Raw genomic sequence first — 17,615 nt, forward strand, 5'->3', positions numbered from 1 at the left:
GGCCGGCGAGGACTGTCGGCGTGTCGGGCAGTGAAGGTGATATCCCCAAGAAGGGCACCGCTCTTGGAAAATCGCTTTTACTTTTCGGCATCGGCGGCGCTCTTTTCGATCACCGCAGGCAATTCCCGAAAATGGTTGGTCCTGCTGGGTATCCGCCGATAAAATTCCACCAAACCGCCCACCACTTCATCCGCCCTGAGCTTTGCCGTATCCATAAGTTTGCGGGTATTTTTTGAATGCGAATGCAGGGCTTGCATCAATTGCCGGTGAACGGCACTGAGCGCGGCGAATTCCCGGGATGCCGCCACATGCTCATCGCCGAGGACGGCAAGGATCTTAGTGCGGCTGCTCTTTCCCTTCAGTGGAATGGCGCCGGCGTCGATCAGCGCCATTCCCTTCACTGAAAGTGCAGTGCTGTCGGAGATGAGGATATCGAAGCCTACCTCTTTGCACGACGACTCGATGCGGGCCGCGACATTGACGGCATCTCCGACCGCCGAATAGTTGAAGCGGGTCTTGGCGCCCATATTCCCGACGCAGGCAATGCCGGTATGGATGCCGATGCCGATGCCGACCTCCTGATCGGGACCGAAGCCGAAGGCGTCGCCGGCGTTCAGTTCGGCGAGTGTCGCGCGCATGGCCAGGGCTGTGCGAACCGCCTTGGTTTCATGATCCGCAACATCGACCGGCGCATTCCAGAACGCCATGATCGAATCGCCGATAAACTTGTCGAGTGTGCCTTCATTGGCCACGACATGACGGCTCAGCGCGTCGAGCAATGTGTTCAGGAAGGCGACGACATCCGTCGGCGCCAGCCGTTCACTCATCTCGGTGAAGTTCCTGACGTCGACGAACATGACCGTCAGCTCGCGGTCATCCCCACCCAGGCGCAATGCGTCGCGGTTATGCTCAATGCGATGGAGCAGCGACGGAGACAAATAATGTCCGAAGGCGCGCCGCACCTCGCGCCTTTCCCGATCGATCACCAGAATGCGGAACGAGGTTGCGGCAAAATGGGTGATCGATCCGCTGACGATCGGCGCCAGCGGATCGAGAAGAAGTCCCGCATAGAGAAACGACAACCACGACGCCACGAGCGCCATTGCCGTAATGAGCAGGCCGCAGACCAGGGCGACGGCGGGACTGACGAAGGTCGTCACCACGACGAGCAGGCATCCGAGCACCGCGATCGTGAGGATTTCCAGCCCGTCCGCCCAGTCGGGCCGCGACAGGAACTGGCCGGAGAGAATCTGCTCGACGGCCTGCGCATGCAGCGAAACGCCAGGGACATTCTCGCCGAGCGCGGTGACGCGAATGTCCTGCAGGCCGGCCGCAGAAGTCCCGACGAAAATGACGCTGCCGTTGATGGCGGCCGCAACGTCGGGGCTGGCGCCTGCACCGGCGAGCACCTGGCGTGCAGATATATAGCGCTCGGCCCGGTCCGGCGTGACATAGAGCCAGAGTTCGCCGGCCGCCGTCAGCGGCACGACGAAGTCGCCGATCTTTGCCGATGTCATAATGGCGGCGCGGTCGGGCGCGCCCGAGAGCACATAGGTCGACACCCCCTGCGCGACCCGCAGCGCCTCGATCGCCAGGTTCGGATAGAGCTGCTCGCCATCGGTCAGGAACAGCGGAACCGCTCGAACCACAGGCGAGGGATTGCCCGGATTGAGGCTGATATGGCCAAGCCCCGCTGCATTGGCCTCCAGTTGCGGCCTGAGCGGCGTCGAAGCGTGCAGAAAGGGCGGGGCCGAGACCGGGCTTTCGCCCGTGAAGGCGAAGCCCGCCTTGACGGGCGGCCGGTAACTGCCCTCGTTGGACAAGCCGAAGCCGAGGACGACGGGTTTGCCGGCAATCGAGCCGGCGAATATCTCGTCGTTATCGGGCAGCTTCTCGGCAAGGGAAGGATCGACGCCGGCGATCTCGCGAACGACGTTGCGCGGCGACAGCCGGTCCGGCTCGGCGAAGAGAACATCGAAGGCGATGGACGCTGCCCCCATTTCCGAGAGCCTGTCCACCAACAGGGCCAGCCTGTCCCGCGGCCACGGCCACTGGCCGAATTCGCGCAGCGAGGCTTCGTCGATGTCAACCACGCGGACCGGCATCGGTTCGAAGCTTCTCGGAACCAGCCGCTGATATTCGTCGAAGGTCACCCCGCGGATCAGCTTGAAAATCCCCGGATCGCCCGCCCGCAGGATCGTCAGCACCGCCACGATCGCCAGGCCGATAACCACACCGATTTGCTGCACGCGTGTCATCATCTCACCGGCTGTCCCTCCCGCGGCGGAGCGGCCTGCGTCTGCCGGCAGACAGGCTACGCCGCTTTCGGCCCGAATGCCATTCGCGCACGCGTCATGGGCGCTCCGTTTTCGACCTCTTGCCCTTCGCCTTTCCATCCGGCCGATAAGAAGCGCCGTCAATGAGCCCACGGGTCCGATTTTGGCCAGGCTTTTGCTGGGATGACAAAGGCTTCGACCTTGCCGGGCGCCCGGCGAAATGTTCTTGTAGCGATCGAAAATCGCACGCTTTCAAGAGAAGGGTAAGGGTCGCCGTGATTTCCGAATCCGCCGCGCGCCGAAGCGGCTACTGGCTGATCGCCGTCGTGCTGGCCATGCTGGCCGGGCTGCCGCTTGCCGTCTGGCTCGACATTAGCGATCTCTCGGGAAATACCTTGCGGCGACAGGCGCGTGACATGAGTTCGCTCATATCGAGCATCCGCTCCTATTATTCGGCGAACGTCGTCGGACGGGTTTTGGCCGCGCATGCCAGCGGTGCGGCCGCCGGCACGGTCGTCTCCCACAACTATGCCAATATTCCAGGCGCCATCCCGCTGCCGGCAACACTTTCGCTGGAGCTCGGCGACGTCATCAAGGAACAGCAGGCCAATATCACCTATCGTTTCGTCTCCGATCTCCCGTTCAAGAGCCGCGCATCCCACGAGCTCGACGACTTCGAAAGACAAGCGCTCGCGGCGCTGCGCGCCAATCCGCAACAGACGCTGAACGACCTCACCCGTGTCGGACTGACCGATACCCTGCGGTTCACCACCCCTGTCGTCATGGGCCAGGCCTGCGTTGCCTGCCATAACAGCCACCCGGAAAGCCCGAAGACCGATTGGAAGGTGAGCGATGTGCGCGGCATTCAGGAAGTGATCATCCGGCAGCCCTATGCCAGCAACGTCTTCGCCTTCAAATACCTGCTCTGCTATTTTCTTTTTGTCGCCATCATCGGCCTCAGCTTCATTCTCCTGCAGCGGCAGCAGGCGCGCGCAATCCATAACGCCAACCAGGACCTGGAAGCGGCCAACGAATTCCTCGCCAGCGTCTCGCTGAAGATTTCACGCTACCTCTCGCCGCAGATCTACAAGAGCATTTTCAGCGGGCAGAAGGACGTGGTCGTCCATACCGAGCGCAAGCGCCTGACGATCTTCTTCTCCGACATCAAGGATTTCACCGCGACCACCGAGCGGCTGCAGCCGGAAGCGCTGACGGAGATGCTCAACGAATATCTGACCGAGATGTCGAACATTGCCCTGGCGCATGGCGGCACGGTGGACAAGTTCATCGGCGACGCCATGCTGGTTTTCTTCGGCGACCCGGAAACGAAGGGGCCGGAGGAGGATGCGAAAGCCTGCCTGCGCATGGCCGTCGACATGCAGCGCCGCCTCGGCGAACTGAAGGACAGATGGCGCAGAAACGGCACCGAAGAGCCTTTCGTCGTGCGCATGGGAATCAATAGCGGCTATTGCAATGTCGGCAATTTCGGCAGCAGCGACCGCATGGACTATACGATCATCGGCGCGGAGGCCAATCTCGCGGCCCGCCTGCAATCGATCGCCCAGGGCGGAGAGATCGTCATCAGCTACGAAACCTATGCGCTGGTCAACGAGATCGTCGATGCCCATCCGCTGCCGCCGATCACGATGAAGGGCATACAGCGCGAGATCGTGCCCTATGCTGTGGATGGGCTGACGCTCGGCGCGGATCACAAGAGCCGCGTTCTGAGCGAACATCTCGCCGGCCTCGACCTGCATCTGGATATGAGCCGGGTGGAGCCCGCCGACCGCCTTCGGGTCAAGACGGCGCTCAAGGAGGCGATTGCAGCTCTCGATGAAGCCCTGCCGGAGTCGGCGCGATCGAGACAGGATACCGGGCCGGTGTGATTTTTCCACCTGCCTCCCATATCCGTCTGGACTTCCCCGACCCGATCTGCTATCCCGCATCACCAATCGCAAGGCTGCGGCCGCGCGAACGTTATTTTTTTGCCCCTGGCGCTGCGCCGCCTCAGGCATCAACCAAACCAAAGGAACGTGATTCTCGTGCAGGTACTTGTCCGCGATAACAATGTCGATCAGGCTCTCCGCGCTCTCAAGAAGAAGATGCAGCGCGAAGGCATTTTCCGCGAAATGAAGATGCGCGACTACTACGAGAAGCCGTCGCAGAAGCGTGCCCGCGAAAAGGCCGAGGCTGTTCGCCGCGTTCGCAAGCTGGCCCGTAAGCGCGCCCAGCGCGAAGGCCTGGTCGCACGCTAAGCGTTGCCGTCGTTTTTTCGACGTTTTCAGATGCATTGTGGCGGGGGCGATTGGTTCGCCGCCGCCTTTTTAGTTTGCCGCTGAAGATCGCATATCCCAATATCGGATATGCCGCATGGGGAAAGCGAGCCCGAATGGCTGTTACCACCTTCAATCCGTCCCGCGCCTGGCGCTTGCAGAAAACCGCATTGCTGCCGGCTATGGCGCTGGCCGCCCTGTTCGGCCTTGCCGGCTGCGAAACGACCAATACTACGGACGCGGTGATCCGCATCGACAAGGCGCAGGGTTCGGAAGAAAACATCGCGTCGCTGACGGCAGTTATCAACGCCAACCCCCGGGATCCCGAAGGCTATAATGTCCGCGGCTCCGCTTACGGCCGCGGCGGCCAATTCCGTCCGGCGCTGAACGATTTCAACACGGCGCTGCAGATCAATCCACGCTTCTTCCAGGCCTATGCCAACCGCGCCCTCGTCTATCGCAACATGGGTCAGCAGGCTCAGGCGATCGCCGACTATAACGCCGCGCTGCAGATCAACCCGAGCTATGACGTCGCCTATATCGGCCGCGGCAATGTCTATCGCATGGCCGGCCAGGACGACCAGGCATTCAACGATTTCGACCGGGCGATCCAGCTCGGCACCACCGATGGCCGCGCCTATCACAATCGCGGTCTGATCTATCAGAAGCGCAATCAGCAGGACAAGGCGATCGACGATTTCTCGAAAGCGATCTCGCTCGCGCCGAACTCGCCCGAGCCCTATAACGGCCGCGGCATTTCCTATATCGCGCTGAACGACGACGACAACGCCTTTGCCGATTTCAACCATGCGATCGAGCTCAACGGCAACATCGCCGAATCCTGGGCCAACCAGGCGCTCGTCTACGAACGCCGCGGCGACAAGGCCAAGGCCGCCCGCTCCTATCGCCATGCGATCGGCCTCGATCCGAAGTACCAGCCGGCTCGTGACGGCCTTGCTCGCGTCGGCGTCGCACCAGCCGGCTAAGGATGTGCATTGGGGCGGCCGGACCACCGGATGCTCCAGATCCTTGCCGTTGCGAGAAATCTCGGGCGGAGCCGCCTTATCTGTCACCGGCCCGATGCGCGTGCAGCGGCGGTCGATGACGTCGACGCTGTCATGGAGGCGGCTGCATCGCCTTGAAAAGAGAGGTGCGGAAAAAACACCCGCCGTCTTTGATGGCATGTCATACGATGTTGCAAGCCGCTCTTGCTCCCCCTAACATGTCGCTGCTTCGATAGCCCGCTATCGGGCGTTGGAAAAACGTGTTGAGGGCGTTTTGCAAGAGATACGGATCTTTGCGTTCCTGACCGCGAGCGAAAACTGTTGCGGGCAGCGCCCGCCCCAGCGCCGCGCATCGTCCAAGCGACGCAAGGGATGCGGCCATGTTTTGTGCCCGGTGATTTTATCCTTCGCTCGATTGGACTCGATGGATTGTGCGATGGCGCAGGCGGCGTGGCGCATTCAATGAAGATCGTTGCGCTGTTCTTCCCAAAGGCTTCGATCGGCACCTATCTCGTTGCCATGGCGGTGGCGATCGCGCTGCCGATTTTCGCCTTCGTGACGCTGCTTCTGCTGCAGCTTGAGGACAATCAGCGTTCGGCGCTGAAGCGCGAGACGGCGCAGGACGCGCTTGCCCTTTCGCGCATCATCGACCGCCAGCTTCAGGACATGGCGACGACGCTGCGGCTGCTGTCGAGTTCGCCGGAACTTGAAAACGGCGATTTCGCCTCCTTCCACGAGCGCACGGAAACGGCTCTGCGCAACAATTCGCTTTACGTGCTTGCCGTCGACCGCACCGGCCGGCAACTGCTGAATACACGCCGGCCTTTCGGCACGCCGCTCGGAGAGATGGCAAATATCGCCGCCCTCGATGCCGCCATGAAATCCGGCCGCATCGAGGCTTCCGATGTTTTTCGCGGCAGAACCAGCGGCGATTGGGTCTATAACGTCACCCTCCCGCGGGCAGCGGATGATCCGGTCGCAGCCCTGATCATTACGCAGGATGCCAAGGATCTCGGCAGGCTGGTGACGACTCAGGGCCTTGCTGCCGGCTGGTCGGCCGCCGTCATCGATCAAAGCGGTCACGTGGTCGTTGCCGCCGGCCCCGCAGCCCTGGAACCCGGCACGCCCTTCGATCCGCGCATCCTGCCGGCGCTTGGTTTCTCCCGGGGTGTCTTCGAAGACAAGACGATCCTGCCCCACATGCTGCTCGGTTATGCTCAAATTCCCGGCTGGTCATGGAAAACGGTGATCTGGGGGCCGGTGGCACAGGCTTCGATCCTCAGCACCTGGCGCTTCCTCATCATCGGCGGCGTGGCGCTTGTGCTCGTCGCCGTGCTCGCCGCCTATGCCGTCGCGAGACAGGTGCGCACCACCATCCGCGATATCGCCGAAATGGCAAAGCGTATGGGCGACGGCCACATTGTCTCGCCGGTCGAGACCAGCGTCATCGAGGCGAACCAGGTGGCGATCGCCCTGTCGAATGCCTCCTTCGACCGCAGCCAGACCGAGGACCGGCTGCGTTTCGTCATGCACGAGCTCGTCCACCGCACGAAAAATCTTCTGACGCTTGTCCAGGCAATGATGCGCCAGCTCGCCAAGCAGGCCGACAGCGTCGAGACCTTCCAGGCCGCTGTCGCCGACCGCCTCGAGGGGCTGGTGCGTTCGATCGAGCTGCTGACCAGCGAGCAATGGGGAGGCGTGTCGCTGCGGCGGGTCGTCGATATCCATCTACAGGCCTTCCCGCAATCGCGCGAACAGATCGAAATCACAGGTGAGGATTTCGTCCTGAAGCCCGACGCGGTGCAGAATCTCGGTCTGGCGCTGCATGAGCTGGCCACCAATTCGGTGAAGTACGGCGCACTTTCCGTTCCGCAGGGCCGTGTCCGCTTCGAATGGCGCGATGTCCGGGAGGAAGACAAGCCGGATGCCCTGCTCCGCTTCACCTGGGAGGAGCGTAGCGGCCCGCCGGTGATAGAGCCCTCACGCACAGGCTTCGGTACGACCGTGATCAAGGCCCATGCCGCCGCCGCCTTCCGCGGCACAGTTGAGATCGATTTCCTGCCTGAAGGCCTGTTATGGGTGTTGACGGCGCAGCGCGCCGCACTGGAACGGGACTGACCCATGTAGCCCGGAGGAGCGCAGGGGTTCCTGGAAATCAAAGCGCCAGAGCGCATCCCATGAATCACGTTTGATGCGGCGTGCTTCAGCCTCCCGGAACAATCGCCACCTGCACCCGTTTCGAACAGGTCGTTCCTAAGGAGAAAGACCATGTTCAAGCAAACCATCATCGCAGCCGCGGCTCTGACGGCCGCGGCCTGGGCAAGCCCGGCGGGCGCGGAAAACTATGTCACGCTTGGCCGCCTGGTCTGCGGATCGGATGGCGGCCAGGGTCTGATCATCACGTCGCAGAAGAACCTGATCTGCACCTACACGCCGGCATCCGGCGGCGTCAAGGCGGTCTACGCCGGCAAAATCGAGAAGTTCGGCCTCGACATTGGTCAGACCGGCAAGAGCGTGATGATTTGGCAAGTGCTTGCGAAAACCGGCACGGATATGCCGCAATTCGCCTTGGCCGGTGAATATTATGGCATCGGGGCGGATGCGAGCATCGGTGCAGGCGCCGGCGCCAAGGTGATCGCCGGCGGCACCAACAAAGCGTTCATGCTGCAGCCGTTGAACGTCCAGGCTCAGGAAGGATTGAACCTGGCGATCGGGGTCGAGAAGATGACGCTGGTGCCGGGCGAGACATAAGAAAGCAGCCCCCGCTGCACACTTCCTGGCGATATGCAGGAGGGCGGCTGTTTCACTCGATCAATGCGAAATCGCCTTGTTGATATCCTCGGTCATTTTCTTCGCATCGCCGAGCAGCATCATCGTGCCGTCCTTGTAGAAAAGCGTATTGTCGATGCCGGCATAACCGGAGCCGAGCGAGCGCTTGACGAAGAGGCAGGTCTTCGCCCGGTCGACGTCGAGGATCGGCATGCCGTAGATCGGCGAGGTCTTGTCGTCGCGCGCGGCCGGATTGGTGACATCGTTGGCGCCGATGACATAGGCGACGTCGGCCTGGGCGAATTCCGAATTGATGTCCTCGAGCTCGAAGACCTCGTCATAGGGAACATTCGCTTCGGCGAGCAGCACATTCATGTGGCCGGGCATGCGGCCCGCAACTGGGTGAATGGCATATTTCACTTCGACGCCGTTCTTCTTGAGATTGTCGGCGAGTTCACGCAAGGCATGCTGGGCCTGGGCAACCGCCATGCCGTATCCGGGCACGATGATGACCTTCGAGGCATTCGCCATCAGATAGGCCGCGTCCTCGGCCGAGCCGAGCTTGACCGTCCGGTCCGAGGTGTCGGGTCCACTGGCCGCCGTCTCGCCGCCGAAACCGCCGAGGATGACGGAGACGAAGGAACGGTTCATGCCCTTGCACATGATGTAGGAGAGGATTGCGCCGGAGGAACCGACGAGCGCGCCGGTGATGATCAGCGCCAGATTGCCGAGCGTGAAGCCGATGCCGGCCGCAGCCCATCCCGAATAGGAGTTCAGCATCGAGACGACGACGGGCATATCGGCGCCGCCGATCGGCACGATCAAGAGAACGCCGAGCGCCAGCGACAGCGCCACGACTGCCCAGAAGTCGAAATGGCTTTCGGCGACGGCAAGCCCGATGATGAACAGAATGATCAGCGCCAGCAGGGCCGCATTGATCACATGCCGGTAGGGCAAGAGGATCGGCTTGCCGGACATGCGTCCGTCGAGCTTCAGGAAGGCGATGATCGAGCCGGTGAAGGTGAGCGCCCCGATCGCCACGCCGAGCGCCATCTCGACACGCGCCTCGGTGTGGATATGACCGATCTCGCCAAGGCCGAAGGAAGCAGGCGTATAGAGCGCCGAAGCCGCGACCAGCACGGCCGCAAGTCCGACCAGCGAATGGAAGCCGGCGACGAGCTGCGGCATCGAGGTCATGGCGATGGTGCGGGCGACATAGGCGCCGACGCTGCCACCGATGCTAAGCCCAAGGATGATCAGCACAAAGCCGCCGAAGTCAGGCGTCGCCAGCACCAGCGTCGTCAGGATGGCGATCCCCATGCCGACCATGCCGTAGAGATTGCCCTTGCGGCTGGTGGCCGGATGCGACAGGCCGCGCAGCGCTAGGATGAACAGAACGCCGGAGACGAGGTAGAGGAAGGCTGCGATATTGGTCATCGGTCGCTCACCGGTCCTTCTTGCGGTACATCGACAGCATCCGCTGCGTGACGAGGAAGCCGCCGAAGATATTGACCGAAACCAGCACGAGGGCGACGAAGCCGAAGCCGGTCGCAAGTCCGCTCGTCGAGATGCCGACCGCCAGCAGTGCGCCGACGACGATGACCGAGGAGATCGCATTGGTGACGGCCATCAGCGGCGTATGCAGGGCCGGCGTCACCGACCACACGACGTAATAACCGACGAAGATCGACAAGACGAAGATCGCGAATTGAAAGACGAAGGGATCGATCGCCCCGCCGGTGGCGGCACTGGCCGCTTCCGGCGCCTGGGCCGTCGCCGCAATCACCGCGGTCACCGCCTGGTCGAGCTGTTCCAGCGCTCTGTCCATTGCTTCACTGGCCATCAGTTGTCCCCTTCTTCACGCCGCCGAAGGCGGGATGAACCACGTCACCGGCAAAGGTCAGCATCGTCGCCTTGACCAGCTCGTCGTCGAGGTTGACGACGACGCTGCCGGTTTCCTTATTGACCATGGTCTCGAGGAAAGTGACGAGGTTCTTGGCGTAGAGCGCCGAGGCGCTGGCCGCAACCCGGCCCGGCATATTGGCAAAACCGATCACCTTGACACCGTCAACATCGGCGACCTCGCCGGCGACGACGCCCTCGATATTGCCGCCGCGCTCGACCGCGAGGTCGACAGCAACGGCACCCGGCTTCATCGAGGCGAGCATGGCGCGTGAAACCAGTCGCGGCGCGGCGCGACCAGGGATCAGCGCGGTGGTGATGACGATATCTTGCTTAGCAATATGTTCGGCCACGAGTGCGGCCTGCTTGCCCTGATAGTCGGCCGACATTTCCTTGGCATAGCCACCGGCCGTTTCTGCCGCCTTGAACTCGTCGTCCTCGACGGCGATGAACTTGGCGCCGAGCGAGGCGACCTGCTCCTTGGCGGCCGGGCGGACGTCTGTGGCCGAAACCGCCGCGCCGAGACGGCGCGCGGTGGCGATCGCCTGGAGGCCGGCGACGCCGGCACCCATGACGAAGACCTTGGCGGCCGGCACGGTGCCGGCGGCCGTCATCATCATCGGCATGGCGCGGTCATAGACCGCCGCCGCCTCGATGACGGCCTGGTAACCGGCGAGATTGGCCTGGGACGACAGCACGTCCATCGATTGGGCGCGGGTGATGCGCGGCATCAGTTCCATCGCGAAAGCCGAAAGCCCGGCACTGGCCAGAGCCGCGATCGCTTCGTCATTGCCGTACGGATCCATGATGGCGATCACCGCGGCGCCGCTTTTATAGGATGAGATTTCCTGTTCGTTCGGGCGGCGGACCTTCAGCACCACGTCGGCGGAGGCGGCGTCGGCAAAACTGCCGATCCTGGCGCCCGCCGCCTCGAACTCTCCATCCGGAATACGAGACGCCGCCCCGGCGCCGGCTTCGACGACGACGTCGAAGCCGAAACTCTTCATTTTCTTTACGGTCTCGGCGGAGGCCGCGACACGCGTCTCCTCGCCGGCAATTTCCCTTGCAACGAAAACGATATTGCCCAACTGCCCCCTCCTCCGGGTCAGCCAGACCGCCGCAGGCTTCCCTGCGCAGGCCAAGCACCTAAGCATGTCGCGCAAAACTGTCCGGCGGTTCTGCGATAACGATATGCGAGAAAATAAAGACCTGAAGCACGAACAGCGAATCTGAACGATCGCAACGCGCTTCAGTCACAAGCTTCGGCGAAGCCCTCCCTTTGCCGCGATCAGCGGACCAGGAAGACGCCGGCAGCGAGAAGAATGATGAAGACGAAGAGGCCGCCGAGAAGGCCGGCGCCGCCGAAGAAACCGGCAGTCATCGCAAGCAGGAGGACGATGAGAAGCATCGAGCCGTATTTCGTGGCCGCGATGAACATGTCGTAGGTCTTTTCATGTTCCCGGTAATCCATCGGCGCGCCGGTCTCGACCGGTCCGGTATGATGTTCGGCCATAAATATCGTCTCCCTGAATGCCTCTGCGCTGCCTGATTCCCCCGCTTAGGCCGAGGGAAATCCCTGCCTGCAGGAATTACACAATGACAGGCGAAAGCGCAATGCATGAGAATGCCGCAGCCACAGTTCCAAACCACCCCTCTCCCACGGAGGAAAAAGGCATGGCGGGACATCGGCTGCGGATCTTGTCATCGCCCTATGTCGCCCCGTCCGGAGGCAGGAGAAATCAGAGCGGCAGGTCAGTGCCGAGTTCACCCGGCGGCACGAAACGCGCCGTCGGAATAATGGTGAGCGGCGGCAACGTGTCGTTGGGATTGCGCGAGAACATCATACGCTGCTCGCTGGCGCTGGAGATGAAGAAGGGATAGCGCGTCAACAGCTTGCGCCCGACCTCGACCACATTCGTCGCCATCAGCGTCATGTCGATCCCGTAATTCTTCGCCAGTCGGCCAGGGACGATCGTGTCGGCATAGAAGACCCGCTTATAGAAAGCGGCATGCGGCGGTCGAACGAACTGAAGCACACGGTCTGCGCGGAAATAGGCGGCCGCAACGATGGTGGGTCTCAGCGTCAGATAGGGAACCCAGGGCAGATCCGCGGTGAGTTCCGGGTCAGCTGCGAAACGCGCCGGATCAATCAACGTCAACCCGGCATCCAGGAGCTCGTCCATCGCTTCAGGAAAAGCGCCACCGGACTGACTGAGGCGGTGATCAGGTGTCACATAATGAACTCGGATCGTGCTGATCAGCTCACCATAATAGTACAACCCGAAAATATAGGCGTGGCTGTCGAAATCGCTGTCATCAAGCAGCCCTTTCGGAGCGAGCGCCAGGACGTCATGGGCCTTGTAAGCCTTGTAACGCAGGCGTTCCACCTGTTCCATGTCTTCGCTGCTTTCGACGCGGCGATATTCGACATGATCCAAAATATCCAAAATTTTCGTGCTGAAATCACCACGCTTGAACAGTGTCTCTGACATTCTCTCGATCCGCTCGTTAACGGATCATTAATCATACGCCGGTGAAATTTAGGCAAGGAAATCCGATAATTCGGCCCGTATATAAACTATTAAGGTTAACGGTGCGGGGGATTGTCAGCGGAAGAATTGGCGCTCACAGAGCGTTCAGGCGACCTTATTGCGGCGACGTTGCACGGGGCGGCGGCCGATGCCCTGCTGCAACAGCGGGATGTTTTGGGAAGGCACCGGCTGCGAGAAAACATAGCCCTGCACCAGATCGGTGCTGCGGTGCTTGTTGAGCAGCGCGAGCTGCTCCTCGGTCTCGACGCCCTCGATGACGATCTTCAGGCCGAGTTCGCGGGCGAGATGGACCGTGCCGCGCAACAGCTTGAGACGGCGGGTATCCTCGACGATGTTGCGCACGAAGGAACGGTCGATCTTGACGATATCGAGCGGCAGCGTGTCGAGATAGCTGAGGCTGGAGAAACCGGTGCCGAAATCGTCAATGGCGATTGTGATGCCGCGAGCCCTCAGCTCCGCCAGGATGGCGCGCACGGCCTGCGGCTCGTCGATCAGGCAGCTTTCGGTGACTTCGAGATGCAGCCGCGCCGCATCGAGGCCGGAATGAGTGAGCGCATCGGCGACCACGGAAAGGATATCGGCATCGCGCAGGTCGCGCGCCGAGAGGTTGACCGAGACGGCGATATGGTCCGGCCAGCTCATGCACTCGCTGCAGGCCTTGAACAGGACGAAACGGGTGATGTCGGAGATAATGCCCATCTCTTCGGCAAGCCGGATGAACACATCGGGCGGAATCGAGCCCTTCTCCGGATGCACCCAGCGGGCTAAGGCCTCGGCGCATTCTATCCGTGTGCCATCGGCCCGGAACATCGGCTGGAAGACGAGATGCAGCGCCTGCGCCGAAACCGCTTCGCGCAGGTCAGCCTTCAGCTTCTGCTGCTCGATATAGCGCCCGTCCATCTCCCGCTCGAATCCGGATATGCCGCCCTTGAGGCGGGACTTGCTTTCGAACAGGGCAAGATCCGCCTTGACGCTCCACTCATCCATTGCAAAGGCCGAGCTTTCGAGGATCGCGTAGCCGGCGCTGAGCGACACGAGGAAGGTCAGCTCGTCGACCTCATAATGGCCCTGGATCGCGGCGTGCACGCGGCGAATCGAGAGCTCGAGCGATGTGGGCTCCTTCGCATGCGGGAAGAACAGGATGAACTGATCGCCCATCAACCGGCCGAGGATGGCATTGCCGCAAGCCTGCTTGATGCGGGCGGCGATGGCGCAAAGCAGATGGTCGCCGGTGACGTGACCACGCATGTCGTTGACATGTTTGAACTCGTCGATATCAAGAACCATGAAGCCGAGCGGTCCTGATTTGCGCGGGTGCCTGGCGAGATATTCTTGGACCAGTTGCCCGAAATATTCGCGGTTCGGCAGGCCGGTCAGCGCATCGAAGCGGACCATGTGCATGATCTTCTGCTCCGCCTTCACCCGGCTCGACACGTCTTCGAAGATCAGAACGGCGCCGCCGTCTGCCCTCCGGCTGGCAGAGAATTCGAGCGACAGGTCCTCAGGGAAATGAATGAGCGTACGTGACAGGTTGCCGTCGGCGACCTGAGTGAGCTGGCGCAGGATGAGCTCCGGCTGCGAGGCATCCATGAAGCTGTAACGCGCGCCATAACGCAGCACGGCGCCGAGGTCGCGATCCTTCAGCCGCTCCGGTGCACCGATCCTCAATAGCTCGCAGGCCTTGCGGTTGACGACCTGAATGCGATTTTCCACATCCACCATCACCAGGCCATGGGGCATGTTGTTGAGCGCTGTATCGAAACGGTCGGCGATCATGGTGATTTCCCGGCGCGCGATCACATTCTCGTAAAGGAACTCGCGCACGCCATTCGCCATTGCCCGCGTCGTCAGCCAGAAGGGAATAAGGAAGATCGACAGTAGACCGCGGTAGAAATCCAGCGCCAACAGGCTGCAGACGATCATCGGCAGGCAGCAGGAGAACGTCTGAAGGTCGACCGCGAGGCGCGAACCGTAGTTGCGGCCGACGACCGAAACCATGGTTGCCATAGTGACGGCAATGCAGGCAAGCTCGGCAAAGGAATCGCGCACGACGAAGATCGCGTAGCCGCTGGCGATACCAAGCAATGCCGTAGTGCAGGCAGCACCGGCAACCAGAATCCGCTCCCAACGCTCGATTCCGGCGTGCGACAGCTTCTCCTTGTCGACACGGTCAAACTGCCGGAAGATGGCCATGCGGACGCTGAAGACCAGAAGGAAGGCGGCAGAGAGGAGAATGTAGACGGAAGACTGTGTCTTGGCGGCGACGGCAAGGCATGTCGCCACGTGGACGATTACGCCAGCAAGAAGCGTCATGCGGTTCCCGGAAAGGGAACTCACAAACGACAGATACACGTCTAAAGGGACCCTGTTCGGGCTATCTGGCTTCATCCACACTTTCCCTGTGCGCGGGAATTCTAGAGGCAACCCTTTAAAAATTGATTTCAATCGAATCAAACATTTGGTCAAATTTTCTAAAACCTAAGGGTGAACAGCACAGCCTTGGCGTGACAATGCAGCCTTGTCGCGAGATTGTTGAAATAATCATCCACGCCTGGGTTGTTAAAATACCCTACCGGCCATGCGGGCGGCCGTCTTAGTACCACCTCAGCCCTGAAAATCGGAATCGTTTTCGGAAAAATCCCAAGTCCGCGCAAGAAAGGCGACGGCGCTATACGTCTATGCGCCTATGCGCGGCATTTATCCTTCCAATTTCGAGGGCCGTAGTCTACACCGATTCCTAAGAGGGAAAGCTGCCGAATAACGGCAGGACAAGAATAAGGGAAACGAATGTCGGGACTTCTGGCGGCAAGCCGGCTGATCGATTCGGTCAGTCGGATCATGGGCAAACTTTCCGAATATATGGTGCTGTTCTGCTGTCTGATTAGTGCCGGAAATGCCATCGTCCGCTATGCCTTCAACTACAGTTCGAATGGCTGGCTGGAAATCCAGTGGTATCTGTTCGCCTTCGTTGTCATGCTCGGCGCCTCGCATGCGTTGCGCAACAATGAGCATGTCCGCGTCGACCTGATCTATGGCGCAGTGTCCGACAAGGCGAAGATCTGGATCGACATCGTCGGCCTCATCCTGTTCCTCATCCCCGTCTGCATCTTCCTCACCTGGCTCTGCTGGCCTTTCTTCGCACTGTCCTACCGGCAGGGGGAAATATCGGGCAATGCCGGCGGACTGATCCGCTGGCCCGTCAAGCTGATCCTGGTCGCAGGCTTCGGACTGCTGTCCCTTCAGGGCGTTTCCGAGCTGATCAAGCGGATCGCCGCCCTCACCGGCCATATCAGCATCGACACAAAATACGAAAAGCCGCTGCAATAGCGCCCCGGGAGGAACGGATTTGTTTGATTTCGGCATTATTCCGCCGGCCATGTTCCTGGGCATGGTCCTCTTCATGCTCTACGGCTTTCCGGTCGCCTTTTCACTCGCCGCCGTCGGCCTGTTCTTCGGCATCATCGGCATCGCCACCGGCCATTTCAGCGAAGCCTTTCTGCAAGCGCTGCCCCTGCGCTTTTTCGGCATCGTCTCCAACGACCTGCTGCTCGCCATCCCCTTCTTCACCTTCATGGGCGCGGTGCTGGAACGCTGCGGCCTTGCCGAGGATCTGCTCGAAGGCACCGGCAAGCTCTTTGGCGGCATTCCCGGCGGCCTTGCCTATGCCGTCATCCTGGTCGGCGCCGTCCTCGGCGCCATCACCGGCACGGTGGCCGCCTCCGTCATCACTATGGGTGTGATCTCGCTGCCGATCATGCTGCGCTACGGTTACAGCCCGCGCCTTGCCACCGGCGTCATCGCCGCCTCCGGCACCATCACCCAGGTGATCCCGCCCTCGCTCGTGCTCGTCGTCCTCGCCGACCAGCTCGGCAGATCGGTCGGCGACATGTATCTCGGCGCGATCGGCCCCTCGATCCTGCAGGTGGCGATCTTCGTCCTCTTCATCCTTGTCATGTCGATCATCCGGCCGAAATCGATGCCGCCGCTGCCGAAAGAGGTGCGCGGCAACCTTGACTGGGCGCTGCTCGCCAAAGTGATGATGGGCATGGTGCCATCGATCGTGCTGATCTTCCTGGTGCTCGGCACGATCTTCATGGGGCTTGCGACGCCGACGGAAGCCGGCGCGCTCGGCGTGGTCGGCGCCATGGGGCTTGCCGCCTTGCATCGTCGTCTCACCTGGCCGCTGATCCGCGAGGCGATGACGTCGACCACCCACATCACCTCGATGGTGGTGATGATCCTGATCGGCTCCACCTGTTTCAGCCTCGTCTTCCAGGGCATGGACGGTTCGCGCTGGATCGAGCACATGCTGTCGGGTATCCCAGGCGGCCCGGTCGGCTTCCTGATCTTCGTCAACATCTTCATCTTCGTGCTCGCCTTCTTCCTCGATTTCTTCGAAATCGCCTTCATCGTCATCCCGATGCTCGCCCCCGTCGCTTCCAGTCTCGGCATCGACCTGATCTGGTTCGGCGTGCTGATCTGCGTCAACATGCAGACGAGCTTCATGCATCCGCCCTTCGGCTTCGCGCTCTTCTATCTGCGCTCGATCGCCAGCAAGGACGTCAAGACCTCCGATATCTATATGGGCGCGCTGCCCTGGGTCGGCATGCAGATCATCCTGGTGGCAATCGTGATCTTCTGGCCGCAATCGGTCACCTACTGGCTGGACCGCGGCCCGAAGGTCGACCCAAACTCGATCAAGATCGAAGTGCCGGGCTTCGGCGGCCAGCTCGGCCTGCCGCCGGTGGGCGGCGGCGGCAATGGCGCGCCGCAGATCCCCGGCCTGAACCTGCCGCCGCTCGGCTTGCCGGGAGCCCCGCCGCCACCTGCGAAATAACT

At 61.5% G+C, this 17,615-nt stretch carries 14 protein-coding genes; 7 read left to right on the forward strand and 7 right to left on the reverse strand.

Annotated elements, in window-relative coordinates; genetic code table 11:
- Positions 1–77: 77 nt before the first annotated feature.
- The gene (locus K6M89_RS10720) at positions 78–2,258 is read right to left on the reverse strand and encodes a CHASE2 domain-containing protein (RefSeq protein ID WP_222139482.1); all 2,181 of its coding nucleotides are present in this window, start codon (positions 2,256–2,258) and stop codon (positions 78–80) included.
- A gap of 293 nt (positions 2,259–2,551) precedes the next feature.
- Between K6M89_RS10720 and K6M89_RS10725 the strand changes: the two genes are divergently transcribed.
- From K6M89_RS10725 to K6M89_RS10745, 5 genes are all read left to right on the forward strand, one after another.
- Positions 2,552–4,162: an adenylate/guanylate cyclase domain-containing protein gene (locus tag K6M89_RS10725; protein WP_222139408.1), complete on the forward strand. Its 1,611-nt coding sequence runs from the start codon at positions 2,552–2,554 to the stop codon at positions 4,160–4,162.
- Between the two features lie 156 nt (positions 4,163–4,318).
- Positions 4,319–4,531 carry a 30S ribosomal protein S21 gene (gene rpsU, locus K6M89_RS10730; protein ID WP_003585885.1) on the forward strand — a complete coding sequence of 71 codons (213 nt, stop codon included), beginning with the start codon at positions 4,319–4,321 and terminating at the stop codon, positions 4,529–4,531.
- 134 nt (positions 4,532–4,665) lie between these two features.
- Positions 4,666–5,535, forward strand: a complete 870-nt coding sequence (locus K6M89_RS10735; RefSeq protein ID WP_064683202.1) for a tetratricopeptide repeat protein — start codon at positions 4,666–4,668, stop codon at positions 5,533–5,535.
- A gap of 480 nt (positions 5,536–6,015) precedes the next feature.
- Positions 6,016–7,671, forward strand: coding sequence for a sensor histidine kinase (locus K6M89_RS10740; RefSeq protein WP_222139409.1), 1,656 nt, complete (start codon positions 6,016–6,018; stop codon positions 7,669–7,671).
- Positions 7,672–7,821: 150 nt separating this feature from the next.
- Positions 7,822–8,304, forward strand: coding sequence for a DUF992 domain-containing protein (locus K6M89_RS10745; protein ID WP_222139410.1), 483 nt, complete (start codon positions 7,822–7,824; stop codon positions 8,302–8,304).
- 60 nt (positions 8,305–8,364) lie between these two features.
- Here K6M89_RS10745 and K6M89_RS10750 read toward each other — a convergent pair whose 3' ends face one another.
- The 6 genes from K6M89_RS10750 to K6M89_RS10775 all read right to left on the reverse strand — a co-directional run bounded on the left by K6M89_RS10750 (position 8,365) and on the right by K6M89_RS10775 (position 15,164).
- Positions 8,365–9,759, reverse strand: coding sequence for an NAD(P)(+) transhydrogenase (Re/Si-specific) subunit beta (locus K6M89_RS10750; RefSeq protein ID WP_222139411.1), 1,395 nt, complete (start codon positions 9,757–9,759; stop codon positions 8,365–8,367).
- 7 nt (positions 9,760–9,766) lie between these two features.
- Positions 9,767–10,165 carry a proton-translocating transhydrogenase family protein gene (locus tag K6M89_RS10755; protein WP_222139412.1) on the reverse strand — a complete coding sequence of 133 codons (399 nt, stop codon included), beginning with the start codon at positions 10,163–10,165 and terminating at the stop codon, positions 9,767–9,769.
- Positions 10,155–11,312 (reverse strand): Re/Si-specific NAD(P)(+) transhydrogenase subunit alpha, encoded by a 1,158-nt coding sequence (locus K6M89_RS10760; RefSeq protein WP_222139413.1) that lies wholly within the window; start codon positions 11,310–11,312, stop codon positions 10,155–10,157. The genes K6M89_RS10755 and K6M89_RS10760 overlap by 11 nt, the downstream gene beginning before the upstream one ends.
- A 200-nt stretch (positions 11,313–11,512) precedes the next feature.
- Entirely contained in the window at positions 11,513–11,737 is a 225-nt protein-coding gene (locus tag K6M89_RS10765; protein WP_097580418.1) for an aa3-type cytochrome c oxidase subunit IV, read from the reverse strand.
- A gap of 226 nt (positions 11,738–11,963) precedes the next feature.
- Positions 11,964–12,716 carry an N-acyl amino acid synthase FeeM domain-containing protein gene (locus tag K6M89_RS10770; RefSeq protein ID WP_222139414.1) on the reverse strand — a complete coding sequence of 251 codons (753 nt, stop codon included), beginning with the start codon at positions 12,714–12,716 and terminating at the stop codon, positions 11,964–11,966.
- Positions 12,717–12,860: 144 nt separating this feature from the next.
- Complete coding sequence (locus K6M89_RS10775) at positions 12,861–15,164, reverse strand: putative bifunctional diguanylate cyclase/phosphodiesterase (RefSeq protein ID WP_222139415.1); 2,304 nt, start codon at positions 15,162–15,164, stop codon at positions 12,861–12,863.
- A 399-nt stretch (positions 15,165–15,563) separates the two neighbouring features.
- Here K6M89_RS10775 and K6M89_RS10780 point away from each other — a divergent pair, with 399 nt between their 5' ends.
- Positions 15,564–16,103, forward strand: a complete 540-nt coding sequence (locus tag K6M89_RS10780) for a TRAP transporter small permease subunit (protein ID WP_222139416.1) — start codon at positions 15,564–15,566, stop codon at positions 16,101–16,103.
- A gap of 19 nt (positions 16,104–16,122) precedes the next feature.
- Positions 16,123–17,613, forward strand: a complete 1,491-nt coding sequence (locus tag K6M89_RS10785; RefSeq protein ID WP_222139417.1) for a TRAP transporter large permease — start codon at positions 16,123–16,125, stop codon at positions 17,611–17,613.
- Positions 17,614–17,615: the final 2 nt, after the last annotated feature.

Source organism: Rhizobium croatiense, from assembly GCF_019793465.1.
In the GTDB taxonomy this organism is placed as follows: Bacteria; Pseudomonadota; Alphaproteobacteria; order Rhizobiales; family Rhizobiaceae; genus Rhizobium; species Rhizobium croatiense.